The 13,187-nt window shown below is 67.7% G+C and carries 11 protein-coding genes; 4 read left to right on the top strand and 7 right to left on the bottom strand.

From position 1 onward, the window contains the following. Positions 1-42: 42 nt before the first annotated feature. Positions 43-1,368 carry an APC family permease gene (locus ABT001_RS02030; RefSeq protein ID WP_351270935.1) on the bottom strand — a complete coding sequence of 442 codons (1,326 nt, stop codon included), beginning with the start codon at positions 1,366-1,368 and terminating at the stop codon, positions 43-45. 196 nt (positions 1,369-1,564) lie between these two features. Then, complete coding sequence (locus ABT001_RS02025) at positions 1,565-1,933, bottom strand: hypothetical protein (RefSeq protein ID WP_351270932.1); 369 nt, start codon at positions 1,931-1,933, stop codon at positions 1,565-1,567. A gap of 365 nt (positions 1,934-2,298) precedes the next feature. On the opposite strand from ABT001_RS02025, the gene ABT001_RS02020 reads away from it, so the two are divergent. Next, entirely contained in the window at positions 2,299-3,957 is a 1,659-nt protein-coding gene (locus ABT001_RS02020) for a catalase (RefSeq protein ID WP_351270929.1), read from the top strand. A 517-nt stretch (positions 3,958-4,474) separates the two neighbouring features. Beyond that, positions 4,475-4,678: a hypothetical protein gene (locus ABT001_RS02015; RefSeq protein WP_502967398.1), complete on the top strand. Its 204-nt coding sequence runs from the start codon at positions 4,475-4,477 to the stop codon at positions 4,676-4,678. Positions 4,679-4,750: 72 nt separating this feature from the next. On the opposite strand, the gene ABT001_RS02010 is transcribed toward ABT001_RS02015, so the two are convergent. The 5 genes from ABT001_RS02010 to ABT001_RS01990 all read right to left on the bottom strand — a co-directional run bounded on the left by ABT001_RS02010 (position 4,751) and on the right by ABT001_RS01990 (position 10,733). After that, a complete protein-coding gene (locus tag ABT001_RS02010) occupies positions 4,751-5,245 on the bottom strand; it encodes a hypothetical protein (protein WP_351270926.1) in 495 nt (164 codons plus the stop codon). Further along, positions 5,242-7,728 carry a molybdopterin oxidoreductase family protein gene (locus tag ABT001_RS02005; protein WP_351270924.1) on the bottom strand — a complete coding sequence of 829 codons (2,487 nt, stop codon included), beginning with the start codon at positions 7,726-7,728 and terminating at the stop codon, positions 5,242-5,244. The genes ABT001_RS02010 and ABT001_RS02005 overlap by 4 nt, the downstream gene beginning before the upstream one ends. Before the next feature lie 287 nt (positions 7,729-8,015). Then, the gene (locus ABT001_RS02000; protein WP_351270921.1) at positions 8,016-8,279 is read right to left on the bottom strand and encodes an SDR family oxidoreductase; all 264 of its coding nucleotides are present in this window, start codon (positions 8,277-8,279) and stop codon (positions 8,016-8,018) included. An 84-nt stretch (positions 8,280-8,363) separates the two neighbouring features. Then, positions 8,364-8,690 (bottom strand): plasmid stabilization protein, encoded by a 327-nt coding sequence (locus ABT001_RS01995; RefSeq protein ID WP_351270918.1) that lies wholly within the window; start codon positions 8,688-8,690, stop codon positions 8,364-8,366. Positions 8,691-8,888: 198 nt separating this feature from the next. Then, the gene (locus ABT001_RS01990; protein ID WP_351270915.1) at positions 8,889-10,733 is read right to left on the bottom strand and encodes a thiamine pyrophosphate-requiring protein; all 1,845 of its coding nucleotides are present in this window, start codon (positions 10,731-10,733) and stop codon (positions 8,889-8,891) included. A 395-nt stretch (positions 10,734-11,128) separates the two neighbouring features. Between ABT001_RS01990 and ABT001_RS01985 the strand changes: the two genes are divergently transcribed. Next, the gene (locus ABT001_RS01985; protein WP_351270913.1) at positions 11,129-12,109 is read left to right on the top strand and encodes a TIGR03557 family F420-dependent LLM class oxidoreductase; all 981 of its coding nucleotides are present in this window, start codon (positions 11,129-11,131) and stop codon (positions 12,107-12,109) included. 386 nt (positions 12,110-12,495) lie between these two features. Then, positions 12,496-12,942 (top strand): PAS domain-containing protein, encoded by a 447-nt coding sequence (locus ABT001_RS01980; protein ID WP_351270910.1) that lies wholly within the window; start codon positions 12,496-12,498, stop codon positions 12,940-12,942. Positions 12,943-13,187 lie beyond the last annotated feature (245 nt).

Genomic DNA, 13,187 nt, shown 5'->3' with positions numbered 1-13,187 from the left:
GGTGCCCGCGACGGCCTGTCGCACCCCGTCAGGGACCGTCGCTCAGGCGTTGCGACGCAGGCGCACCGCCGCGACAGCGCCCAGCGCGGCCCCGACAGCCAGGACGATGAGCCCTCTGATCCAGACGTCCCGCTCGATCTGCGTCGCGAGCAGAACACAGGATGCGGCCCCCAGCACCGGAACGGCGGTCGGCGCTCGGAAATGGAAACGTGAGACGTTGTCGCGCCGCAGGACGAGGAGTGAGGTGTTGACGAGGAAGAACACCACGAGAAGGAGCAGGACCAGAGTGGAGGCGAGGGTGTCCACGTCGCCGGTCACCGCGAGGAGCAGCGAGAGCGCCGTTGTCGCGGCGATCGCAGCCCATGGCGTGCGCCGACCGGCCGGCACCTTCGTCAAAAAGGAGGGCAGCAGGCCATCCTGCGCCATGCCGTAGGCCAGACGTGAGGACATGATGCCGGTGAGAAGGGCGCCGTTCGCGACGGCCACCAGGGCGATCGCGCTGAAGAGTTCCGGGGGGACCCCGCCGGCGACCCGGACGACTTCGAGCAGGGGCCCGCTCGATGCGGCGAGCTTTTCGGTGGGTACGGCTGCCGCTGCGGTGGCGCCGACCAGCGCGTACACCGCGCCTGCGGTGATCAGGGCGCCGAAGAGCGCTCGTGGGTAGGAGCGGCGGGGGTCCCGGGTCTCCTCGGCCACGTTGACGGACGTCTCAAAACCGACGAAGGAGTAGTAGGCGAGCACCGCCCCGCTGAACAGCGCTGCCGCGGGGCCCTCGTTCGCGGTGCCGAGATCGGTGAGCCTTCTCAGGTTGCCGTCGCCGCGCAGCACGATCCAGCAGCCCAGCCCGATCACGAGCAGCAGTCCGCTGACCTCGATGACGGTGGCGACGACGTTGGCCCGCGTCGACTCGCTGATTCCGCGGGCGTTCAGCAGCGCCAACGCGACCAGGAACACGATCAGTACGAGCACGGTGGGAAGGGTGACGAACTCGGCCAGATAGTCCCCGCCGAACCCCCGGGCCAGGGCGGCCACCGAGACGATGCCGGCGGCCAGCATGCAGAATCCGGCCAGGAAACCGGTGAACGGTCCGAACGCCAGCGTCGCGTAGTGGGACGATCCTCCGGCGCGCGGATACTTGGTGACCAGTTCGGCATAGGAGGCGGCGGTCAGTAGTGCCAGGCACAGAGCGGCAACGAGCGGAGCCCACACGGCACCGCCCGAGTCGGCCGCGACCTGCCCGACCAGGACGTACACGCCCGCGCCCAGCACGTCCCCCAGGATGAAGAAGTAGAGCAGCGGCGTGGTCAGCGCCTTCTTGAGCGACGTCGAGGGCTGGGGCGCCTCTGACTGGGCGGGGGGATTTTTCACGTGGTCCCGTATACCCGCCTTGGTGCTCGGCAGGCGGCTTGTCCCTCGCATGCGTGAGTTCTTCTCCTGCATCACGGGAGTGGCACCTGAAGCCTCTTCTGACGGAAGACAGAAAAGGGGTGAGGAGGCACCTGCGCGGTAGTCCCGTTCGATGCGCGGAAGGTGACAGCACCCGGCTCGGGAAGCTCTGTCCGGTCTACTGGAGGCCCCATCGGTGTGGGTGCCCGGGCTCGGCGGGGCAGGCGAAGGTGTTCAGCAGGCCGTCTCGGCCGATCGTGAGCTGCGTGGGGCAGCGGTCCCGTAGGCGTTCGGCGATGCTCCATTCCTCGTTGGGCATCCAGCTGCCGTGGGCGCCGCTCCACTTCGAGCTGTCGAGAGTCAGGACCAGGACCATCGGTGCGGCACAGGCTTCGCAGGTCATCGAGTGGGGGTCGGTCGTGTGCCAGGAGGGGAATCCGCCCACGTGGCAGCCCTGCGGGATCGACAGGTCATGGTGGTAGGTAACCGGCTCGTCGTCCAAGCCGCGTCGTTCCGCCTTACGTGCCTCCGCGTCTTCCTGACGCACCGCGGCGAGGTGGCTGGGGCCCGCGGCGGTGACCTTGTTCGTACCGTCGTCGGTGAGGGGGCCAAGGTGACGTGGCCGCCGCAGGGGTTGGGGTGGCGGCGTACCCGGCCGCGCTTCTCAAGACGGCTGACACATTCGACAACCGGGACAGCGTGCTTCCCGCGTCCCGCTGCATGCGCGTCTTCAGAGCTGCTGGCAGTTGGGCACGTAGGCAGGCGAAGGCCAGGCGCGGGACACTCTTCCGCCTGACGGCCAGTCGGCTCTTTGTCGCGCCGCAGATGGCGGACGTGCGCCCATTTCTCCTTTCCGGTGACTCATGAGAGGGAACAGTCCGTCGACAGCCACCAACGAGAAGGAGCCGCACCATGCCCAACGACGAGAACAGGCAGCAGGACGGCGATGACAAGCGTCCGCTGTTGACCAACCGCCAGGGGCACCTGGTCTACGACAATCAGAACCAGCGCACGGTTGGTGCTCGAGGCCCCGCAACCCTGGAGAACTACCAGTTCCTGGAGAAGATCAGCCACTTCGACCGGGAGCGAATCCCGGAGCGCGTGGTGCATGCCCGTGGAGTGACCACCTACGGCTTCTTCGAGGCTTACGGAAAGTGGGGCGACGAGCCAATCGCTCAGTACACGCGAGCCAAGTTGTTCCAGGAACCGGGCAAGCGTACGGACGTAGCGGTACGCTTCTCCACTGTGATCGGCGGGCGTGACTCCTCCGAGGCGGCGCGGGACCCGCGAGGGTTCGCAGTGAAGTTCTACACCGAGGACGGCAACTGGGACCTGGTCGGCAACAACCTCGGAGTCTTCTTCATCCGGGACGCCATCAAGTTCCCCGACGTGATCCACGCGCTCAAGCCCGACCCCGTCACTCACGAGCAAAAGCCTGCCCGCATCTTCGACTTCATGTCGCAGACCCCGGAAAGCATGCACATGCTGGTGAACCTGTTCAGTCCCCGCGGCATCCCGGCGGACTACCGTCACATGCAGGGCTTCGGGGTCAACACCTACAAGTGGGTGAACGGCCAGGGCGACACCGTACTGGTCAAATATCACTGGATGCCCAAGCAGGGTGTCAGCAGCATGACCGAGGAAGACGCCGCGAACGTTCAGGCATCAGAGCTGGGGCACGCAACCAAAGACCTCTACGAAGCGATCGGGCGGGGGGACTTCCCTGAGTGGGAACTCGTCGTACAGATGATGTCCGACGACGAGCATCCCGAACTGGACTTCGACCCGTTGGACGACACGAAGACCTGGCCCGAGCAGGACTTCCCGCCGCGGGCGGTGGGACGGATGGTCCTGGATCGGGTGCCGGACAACTACTTCGCCGAGAACGAGCAGGCATCCTTCGGAACCGGTGTGCTGGTTGACGGCCTCGACTTCTCCGACGACAAGATGTTGGTCGGGCGTACGTTCTCGTACAGCGACACGCAGCGCTACAGAGTCGGCCCGAACTACCTGCAGCTGCCGGTCAACCAGGCCAAGCACGCACATGTGGCCACCAACCAGCGCGACGGTCAGATGGCCTACGACAACAGCCCTGGCGGTGAGAACCCGGAGGTCAACTACGAACCCTCCATCACCGGCGGCCTCCGCGAGAGCCACTATCCGACCCACGACGACCAGGGTCCGGAGATCCGCGGCCGCCTCACCAGGGCCCGGATTCCACGCACCAACGACTACCTGCAGGCCGGCCAACGCTACCAACTCATGGAGCAGTGGGAGCGCGACGACCTGGTCAAGAACTTCACTGACCTGTTCGCCCAGTGCGCCCGCCCGGTCCAAGAGCGCATGATCTGGCACTGCCTCATGGCCGACAACGACCTAGGCGTGCGCGTCGGCGAAGGCGTGGGGATCAGCCCCGGCGACGTCAAGCACTTGTCGCCACTGTCCACGCAGAACCTCTCCGAAGACGAACGCCAGCGTCTCGCCCGACTCGGTGAGAACCCGCCCCGGGACGTCACCGGACTCACGATGACTCACTGCGTCCCCGACAACCATCACGTCGTCACCCGCTGAGCCCACCGACCCGAGTACCTGTGGCGACTCCTGCCACAGGCCACTCACTACGCGCGCCTTGGGATTTCCCGTACCGCGTCATGTGGGCCCGCGCGGCGCAGTATGCCCGTCGTTCTGACCTGAGCGTCATGTGAGGGCGCGCGGGCAGTTCCATGCTCACCCGCCTGCTCCGGTGCTGGTTGTCTGTCGGCGACGACTCCACGACTCCCCTCCGCTCGTAAGCTCCTCTTGCACCAGGCGGGTCCGAGCGTCAGGTAGTTCCCGCAGACCGAGCGGTCGGCCGTGCCCGCCCCGAGATGCCGGCGCCCCCCGCAGTCCCACGCGTCGCCGGCACCGCCCGCAGCAGGTGGCCCCCATCAGCAACCTTCGGCATGTGTGGGCAGGCGGGGGGCAGAAGGCGAAAAGCCGCTGCTCAAGTGGCAGCGAACCGCAGGCGCCTCCACCCCGTACGAGGTGGGCGCGCTCCGGGCGGGACGAACGATGACTCGCACTGGCTCGTACCTCATGGAGGTTTCGGATGACGACCGCTGCCGTACGGCCCGCCGGCCTCGGGAATCTGTGGCCCCTGCCCGGCGGGTACGCCCCGCAGGCCGACACCTTCCTGCTTGCCGAGGCGCTCCGGGCCGAAGGGATAGCGAAGGGCACAGACCTCCTCGACGTGACTCATCGAAGGGCCGGTGGAGATCATGCAGGAGGACGGCACGACGGCGCCGAGCTCTGACCACCCACACCAATCGGCTGCTGCCGTGCCGGCGCCTGTGAGGCCAGCTCTCGGGCGCGGTTTCGCTTCGGCTCAGAGACTGCTCAGCGTCTGCGGCGACAAGGTCTTGATCATGGTGTTGGTCCAGTGCATCTGTCGCAGGGTCCGAGGGTGGCAGGATGACGCGAGCGTGAGCAGGTCGGCGGCCTTGGTGGCCTGGGCCACCTGGGCGAGCATCTCCCAGCGCAGCGAGTTGTGCGTCGCGGCGAGGTGCAGGTCGTGAAGGTCGTCCAGAAGCAGCAAGGGAGGGTCCGACCGGGGCCCTCCTTGCTCCGAAAGGCCGGCCTGGGGCTTCCGGAGCAGGCCGGCCGACAAGCCGTTGTGCGGACTGTCGGACTCTGCACCACCATGGCGGGACGATGCTTCGGCGAGTCGTTGGACGTGCTCGCGCGACCAGGCGGCGATGTCGGTGGCCACATGGTGGATCTCGTGGTCCGTGCGATGGCGGTCCGCCACGACTGCGAGCTCTGTCGCCATGTGTTGTTCACCGCGGTGCAGTGTGCTCAGGACGAGCTGGATCCCGTTCAACGGGCGCCTCCTGACAGGTTCCATGCGGTGTCCCGGACCTGCGAAGCGTGCGCGTCAAGTCCTCCGACCGTGGGCTGTAGGCCTGCGGGGTCGGCGGGCGCGGACGCGGTGGTGGTGGGAGCGGGCGCCTGACTCCCGTCGGTTCGTTCGACGAGAGTGATGGCGGCAGCAGCTGTTTTGAACAGCGGTTGCTTGGAGGCCGGGTCCCAGTCGGTGATGGTCGTCTCGTTCGCCGCCCGGCCCGCTGTGCGGGCGTTCGGGCCCGAGCCCGCCGGCGTGTCCCAGTAGCCGTAATGGAACGGCACGAACAGCAGTCCCGGCCGGATCTCCGTGATGCGTAGCCGGCCTCTGAGCGCGCCACGCGGTGAGCGGACCTCGACCAGATCGCCCTCGGTGAGTCCCTGTGCGATCGCGTCCACGGCGCTGATCTCGACCCATACCTCAGGTGCCGCCTTGTTCAGCTGAGGTACGCGGCCGGTCTTGGTCCGCGTATGGAAGTGGTAGAGGGTGCGGCCGGTCGTCAGCTGAAAGGGAGACTGCTCGTTCGGTTGTTCGTGCGCCGGGACGTAGCCGGCAGTCTTGATCATCGCCTTGCCGTCCGGGTTGCGCGACCGATACGCCGATGCGTCGTCCGCTGCGCCTGTCACGAGGTCCTTGCTGTAGCTCTCGCACAGGTCAGGGTGGGCCCAGCTGATGCCCTCGGTGTAGAGCCGCTCGGTTCCTTCCGGCGCCTGCTGGTTGACCGGCCACTGGACTCCTCCCACCTCGCGCAGCTTCGTGTACGTCAAGCCGGTGTAATCGCAGGGGCGGCCTTCGCTACACCGTTTCCACGCTTCGAACGCCGACTCCGGGTCCTGCCAGGAGACGAGCGGGCCGCCGTCCTTGTCACGGAAATTCATCCGTGCGGCGTAGTCCAGGAAGATGTCGAGGTCGGGTCGGGCCTCACCGGGCGGGTCCACCGCTTTGTCGGTCAGATGCACGGTGCGGTCCGCATTGGTGAACGTGCCGGTCTTCTCGCCCCAGGTGGCAGCCGGCAGCACGACGTCCGCGAACCGGGCTGTCTCTGTGAGGAACAGGTCCTGCACGACGACGAACAGGCCCTCCTTGGCGAGGATCGAGCGGACGCGGGCGAGATCGGGTAGCGAGACGGCCGGGTTCGTGCCGCTGATCCACATCATGCGGATCGACCCTTGCTCGGCGTAGCGGAACATCTGCATGGCGTGGGTGGGGGGAGCGCGGTGAGGGATCGTGTCCGGCTCCACGTTCCAGACCTCGGCCAGCTCCGCCACGTGTGCGTCGTTCTGCCAGTTACGGAAGCCGGGCAGGTCACCGTCGGCTCCGCACTCGCGCGTGTTCTGCGCGGTGGGCTGCCCGTTCATCTGCAGCACGCCGGCACCGGGCCGGCCCAGCATGCCTCGGATGAGGTGAAGATTGTTGACCTGAACGGCGGCGGCTGTCGCCTGGTGGGACTGGTAGAAGCCCTGCAGGACGGTGGAGAGCAGGTGGTCGGCGGTCCCGAGGAGCTCGGCTGCTTCGCAGATCCGCGCAACCGGTACGTCGCAGATGCGGGCTGCCCACCCCGGGGTGCAGTCCTTGACGCCTACGGCGAGTTCCTCGTAGCCGACCGTGTTCTTCTCGATGTACCCGTGATCGACGCGATCGGTCCGGACGATCTCGTGGAGCAGTGCGTTGAGCAGAGCGACGTTGGTGCCGATGCGCGGGGCGAGGTGAACGGCCGCCCTCCGCGCCACCTGGGTAGGACGTGGATCCACACACAGCAACTGCGGGGGCTCGGAACCCTCCAGGCGGTCGAGGATCCGCATCCACTGCACGGGCTGGGTCTCGGCGATGTTGTGGCCGAAGAGGGCGATCACGTCGGCGTGGTCGATGTCGTCGTAGCTGCCGGGCTGCCCGTCACATCCGAAGGACTCCTTGAGGGCTTCCGCGGCGGTCGAGGTGCACAGCCGGGTGTTGCCGTCGAGATGGTTGGTCCCGATCCCCGCCCTGGCAAGGATCGCCAGTGTGTAGTACTCCTCGAGGAACAGCTGGCCCGAGGTGTAGAAGCCGAGGGCGCCAGGGCCGCGGTCGTCCAGCAGGCCGTGCGAGCGGGTGACGATGCGGCTCATGGCGGTGTCCCAGTCGCTCTCCACCAACCGCCCGTTCTCCCGCACGAGCGGCCGGGTCAGCCGGTCGGGGGAGGCGTTCGCCTGCCACCCGAACAGATCCTTGGGGCCGAGCCGGCCCCGGTTGACTCGGTCGGTGGCCCGCCCCCGCACACCGACCATCCGGCCGTCCATGACGGCGATATCCATGGCGTCGCCGTCCGAGTGCAGGATCGAGGCGGCTTGCACCCACCCCTGCACCATGGCGGGCTCCACGCCTTCGGAGAGGAAGGTGTCCACTCGGGCAGCCCAGCTCTTGTGCCGTCCGTGGGGGACACGGCTGCCCCAGGGGTCACCGATCCGGTCGATCGAAGACTCCATAATCGCCTCCTGATGGTCGATTGGTCCTCGAGTACCCCGTCGCAGGACCACAGTGCCCGTCGCCCGCCCTCAGCACAGTCGCCGACGCGTCAGCCGCAACGATGCCGTGCGGCCCGCAGGCGGATGTGGACGCGGCAGAGCGGAGGCTGGTGCCCCGCAGGAGCAGGCTTGGCCGAGGGCAACCCGAGCCGGCCCAGCCGCCGGCCGAAGGCCAGGCCGAGGACTCGGCCTCGGATCCGACACGGGTAACCGGTCCCGTAGACCGTCGCAACCCTGCCGGGGCCTTGTCAGTCGGTTCCCTCGCGATCGCCGGAGCCGGGCTCGGCCATTTTTCGGTGCGCCTCGGATGTGGCTGCGTCCGGGAGCACCTTGTTGGCCAGTCCCTGCGCCCGTGTCTTGAGGGAACCAGCAACGAGCTTGTCCTTACCGCCGAAGAGGGCGTCCAGCCCTTGCCGTGCCACCTGAGCAGGTTCGTCCTTCTCCTGCTGGCCGACTTTCGTGTCGTCCATGTCGGCCCGGTGGAAGAAGTCGGTCTCGGTCGGCCCGGGCATCAACGACGTCACTGCGATGCCGGTGCCAGGAGGCTTCCCTGGCGACCTGGAACGGCGTCGACGCCGAGCACGCCCGCGGGGTGGTCAGCGGCCCAGTGCCTTGCGCAACTGGTCCTTGTTCATCGACGAGCGGCCTTCGACGTTCTTCTTCTTGGCCTCCTCGTAGAGCTGGTCCTTCGTCGGCCCTCCGGGGCCGCTGTGGGAGCGCCGGCCGCCGCGCTGAGGGGCGGACTTGGGGTCACGCGTGGACGTCTTGCTCGCCGACTCCGACTCTCCCGAGCGGGCCCGCTCCTTGTTGACCGTACGGGCCGCGATCTCCTTCGCCCGCTTCTCGGAGGTGCCGCGCTTCTCGGCACCTTCCTTGATGTGCTCGTACTGGCGCTCACGCTTGGGACTGGATCTTGCCGGCATGGCACTTCCTCCTCATTTCGAGCGGACCGACAAGCCTTCACGACTTGCGGCACATGAACGGCTACCCCCATCACACGCGCAAACCCAGACGTTCGCGATCCGGGAGAGAACCTCGTGGCGTAGTCGACCGGCGGATGTCCCGCGAGGGGGGCCGACCGCACGATGACGTCGGTAGTGCACCTGTGGAACGCTGCTACCTCACTCGTTCCGTTCGGTGCTGTCGTGCTGCCCGGCACCGCGCCGGTCGGCACGGTGCCGGGTTCCTGGCAGCATTTCCTGCATCTTGGCCTTCAGCCCCTGCCTGATCATGGAACCGCGGTCGCTGTCACCGTGGAGGATCGCGGCAGCCGCTGCCTCGATCTGGGCCAGCGAGGCGTGCGGGGGGATGGGCGGGACGGCCGGGTCGGTGCGGAAGTCGATGACGAAGGGGCGGTCGGCTGCGAGGGCCTGGTCCCACGCGGCTTCCACGTGCTTGGGCTTCTCCACCCGTACACCGTCAAGCCCCAGGTTCTTCGCGATCTCCGCGTAGGGCAGATCCGGCAGGTGCTGCGACTCCTCGAACTGCGGCGATCCGGCCAGGGCCCGCATCTCCCAGGTGACCTGGTTGAGATCGCCGTTGTTCAGCACCGCCACGATCAACCGCGGATCTGACCACTCACGGTAGTACTTCGCGGCGGTCGCCATCTCCATCATCCCGTTCATCTGCATGGCACCGTCACCGACGAGCGCGATGGCCGGCCGGTCGGGGTGGGCGAACTTGGCGCCGATGGCGTACGGCACGCCGGGGCCCATCGTCGCCAGGGTCCCGGACAGGGAGCCACGCATGTGTCCCCGCAGGCGCAGGTGGCGGGCGTACCAGTTGGCGGCGGAGCCGGAGTCGGCGGTGATGATGACGTCATCGGGCAGTTTGCCGTCCAGCGCGTGGACCACGTATTCGGGATTGACGGGGTCTGCGTCCACGGCGGCGCGGCGCTGCATGACCTCCCACCAGCGGTCCACGTTCTCCTCGATCTTGTTCCGCCAGGTGCGGCTCTCCTTGCGGTGCAGGCGTGGCAGCAGTCGTTGCAATGTCTCGCGGGAGTCGCCCACGAGGTTCACCTCGAAGGGGTAGCGCAGTCCGATCATGTGCGGGTCGATGTCGATCTGCACCGCTCGCGCCTGGTCCAGCTCCGGAAGGAACTGTGTGTACGGAAAGCTGGAGCCGATCACCAGCAGGGTGTCGCACTCCTGCATCAGTTCGTAGGAGGGGCGGGTGCCCAGCAGTCCGATGGAGCCGGTGACGTATGGCAGGTCGTCGGGGAGGGCGTCCTTGCCCAGCAGAGCTTTGGCCACTCCGGCGCCGAGCACGTCCGCCAGACGCTCCACCTCGTCCCGCGCCCCGCGAGCACCTTGACCGATCAGGACGGCGACCTTCTCGCCGGCGTTCAGTACGTCGGCCGCGCGCTGGATGTCCTCGTCCGCAGGCACCGGTGCGTAGCGGCTCAGGCCCAAGCTGGACGGCACCATCTTGAACGCGTGCGTCGGTGGGCTGTAGTCCAGCTCCTGGACGTCGGCGGGCAGGATGATCGCGGTGACGGTGCGTTTGGCGTATGCGGTGCGCATCGCCCGGTCGATCAGGTTCGGCAGCTGTTCCGGCACAGTCGCCGTCTCGCAGAATTCCGACGCGACATCCTTGTACAGGTTCTGCAGGTCCACTTCCTGCTGGTACGAACCGCCCATGGCGGTGCGGTTGGTCTGGCCCACCAGCGCCACCACGGGGATGTGATCGAGCTTGGCGTCGTAGAGGCCGTTCAGCAGGTGGATCGCGCCCGGTCCGGACGTTGCCGCGCACACCCCCACCCTGCCGGAGAACTTGGCGTAGCCGACGGCCTGGAAGGCTGCCATCTCCTCGTGTCGGGCCTGAATGAACTTCGGTTTGTTCCCGGCCCGCCCCCAGGCCGACAGCAGGCCGTTGATGCCGTCGCCGGCGTAGGCGAAGACGTGCTCCACGTCCCATTCGCGCAGCCGCTGGAGAATGTGGTCGGACACCTTCGTGCTGGTCATGAGAACTCCGTCTCCGTCCTGCCCGTTCTGGCGTGTTCCTCGTCGCCCTCTCGCCCACCGGTTCATCGGAGATGGCGCCGGGACGACAACCATGTCTGCCCTGGGGAGACGTCGCACTTCGGCGTCGACCCTCGGGTTCAGACCCGTCGCGTCTCCTGTCTGCTCCGTTCGAAACGTCGTCCCTTCGGGCCCGACACGTCGCGTTGCTCCTGGCGGGCCCCGGTCGGCCTGACGGAAACGTGGCGACGCACGGTAGGCCGCCGGGGCCGCGTCCACATCGGTGACGGCGGGTCGTCTCGGTCCCCGACGTGGATCAGCAGGCGTTAGGCCGTGCTGACATGGGGTACCCCTGTCCGGATGCCACGACCGGAGTGGCGCTGAGGAATGGGGATCACATGCAGGTGGGCTACAAGCTGGCTGCCGAGGCGTTCGGCCCGGTGGAGCTGGTGAGGCAAGCGGTACTCGCGGAGCAGGCGGGCTTCGACTTCGTCGAGATCAGTGACCATTACCACCCCTGGCTCGACAACCAGGGGCACTCACCGTTCGCCTGGACGGTGCTGGGCAGCATCGCGTCCAAGACCACACGGATCGGGCTGGCGACCGGCGTGACGTGTCCCACCGTGCGCTATCACCCCGCGATCATCGCTCAGGCGGCTGCGACCCTGGCGCTGGTCTCGGAGGGCCGTTTCGTCCTCGGTGTCGGTTCCGGGGAGCGGCTGAACGAGCATGTCGTCGGCCGTGGCTTCCCCGATGCGGTGAGCACCCGGCACGAACTGCTCCGGGAGGCCCTGGAAATCATCCGACTGCTGTGGAGCGGGGGGTACCGGTCGTACGAAGGCAAGCACCTGCGGCTGGAGGACGCCCGGGTCTTCGACCTCCCGGAGGAGTTGCCGTTGATCGCGGTGGCCGCCAGCGGGCGGGTGTCCACGCGCATCGCCGCCGAACTGGGTGACGGCTTGTTCGCCACCGAGGCCAAGCCGGAGATCGTGCGGCAGTACACGGAGGCAGGCGGAACGGGTCCGCGTTATGCAGAGGTCCCGATGGCCTGGGCGCCCGACGAGCACACCGCGGCGAAGGCCGCTCTGGAGACCTCACGATGGGCGGTGACCGGGTGGAAGGTGATGAGTGAGCTGCCCAACCCGGTCAATTTCGACGCTGCGACCAGCACTGTGCGCGAGGAGGACATCCTCGAGAAGTTCGCCTGTGGGGCGGATCCCGCGCGCTACGTCGAAGTGGCACAGCCGTTCGTCGACGCGGGATTCGACCGGCTGGTCATGCAGAACGCCGGGCCGGACCCCGACGGCTTCATCGACTTCTATCAGCGCGAACTGCACGGGCGCATTCGCGACCTCAAGCCGAGCGGCGCGCGGTCCTGAAGCGTGTGTGACCTGCCGCTTCTGAAGGAGCGAAGGTGCTTGTAGCTGATCCCTGACGTTCCGTGCACCGTGTTCGCCTCCGCGCTTGCACTACCTGGAGGGGTGACAGACCGAAGTGTCGGGTGTGGTGCACACGCGGGTGCGCTCCCGACTCAGTGGTGCAAGCCCCGCCCTCGCCGCCGCCCCGGGCGGCTGACCTTCGCTCTGGCTTTCGCGCCATTGAACGGCGTCCGCTTCTGGGGACCCTGGTGCTGGTGTGGCCCAAGGATCGTCCGCCCTCCCTGACCCGTCGTGAGCGCGGGGACGTGCTGTCCAGCGCCAGCCGCGTCGCCCGAGTGCTGGACCACACGCCCGTCCCACGGAAGATTCCAGACCAGCCGCGTGCAGTGCCTCTGCGGCCGCTCGGTCCGGGCCCGGCGCAGACCGGTCTCGCCGCCGACGACCTGTTGCAGCGGCTGCCTGCCGGAGCGTTCAGTTTCGACCTACAGGGCCGTATCACCTATGTCAACGACGCCGCTGCCCGGATGCTCGGCCGCCCTGTGGAGAGCCTCCTGGGGAATCTGCCGTGGCAGGCGGTGTCATGGCTCGACGACGCGGTCCACGAAGATCACTACCGCACCGCTGTCTTCAGCCGAGAGCCTGTCGCGTACACGGCGCTGCGCCCGCCCGATGACTGGCTCGACATCCGGCTCTACCCGGTGACAGCGGCACCAGTGCTCTCGTTGCCCCGAGCCCCGGCGGAGAACCGGCCGCCGGGGCTCCGCCGCCCCACACCACCACGCCGCTGGGCGCCTCGCCGGAGGCAGCCGGCACCGGGCGGATCCATCACTTGATCCACCTGGCGGCCGCTCTGAGTCAGACCGTCACTGTGGCAGACGTCGTTTCCATGGTGGCCGTCCAGATCCTGCCCGCTTTCGGAGCGCAGGGGATGGTCATCTTACGACCCTCCGCACACCTTCAGCGCGAGCGACCGTGTGGCTCGGCCCGCATGTCAACTTCCTGGTACGTGGTGGCGGCCCCCGGCCCGGCCCGGACCGGACGAGACCGGCCGGCCACCCGGTGCGTCAGGGCGGTCTCA

It is taken from the genome of Streptomyces sp. NPDC002793, assembly GCF_040295485.1.
Taxonomy (GTDB): domain Bacteria; phylum Actinomycetota; class Actinomycetes; order Streptomycetales; family Streptomycetaceae; genus Streptomyces.
This window is presented reverse-complemented; position numbering and strand designations above follow the sequence as displayed.

What these genes read in the sequence shown, in the direction of transcription:
- ABT001_RS01990 (WP_351270915.1), bottom strand. Translation starts at nt 10,733, where the DNA reads ATGACCAGCACGAAGGTGTCCGACCACATTCTCCAGCGGCTGCGCGAA.
- ABT001_RS02015 (WP_502967398.1), top strand. Translation starts at nt 4,475, where the DNA reads ATGACGACCGCTGCCGTACGGCCCGCCGGCCTCGGGAATCTGTGGCCC.
- ABT001_RS01985 (WP_351270913.1), top strand. Translation starts at nt 11,129, where the DNA reads ATGCAGGTGGGCTACAAGCTGGCTGCCGAGGCGTTCGGCCCGGTGGAG.
- ABT001_RS02005 (WP_351270924.1), bottom strand. Translation starts at nt 7,728, where the DNA reads ATGGAGTCTTCGATCGACCGGATCGGTGACCCCTGGGGCAGCCGTGTC.
- ABT001_RS02000 (WP_351270921.1), bottom strand. Translation starts at nt 8,279, where the DNA reads ATGCCCGGGCCGACCGAGACCGACTTCTTCCACCGGGCCGACATGGAC.
- ABT001_RS02020 (WP_351270929.1), top strand. Translation starts at nt 2,299, where the DNA reads ATGCCCAACGACGAGAACAGGCAGCAGGACGGCGATGACAAGCGTCCG.
- ABT001_RS01995 (WP_351270918.1), bottom strand. Translation starts at nt 8,690, where the DNA reads ATGCCGGCAAGATCCAGTCCCAAGCGTGAGCGCCAGTACGAGCACATC.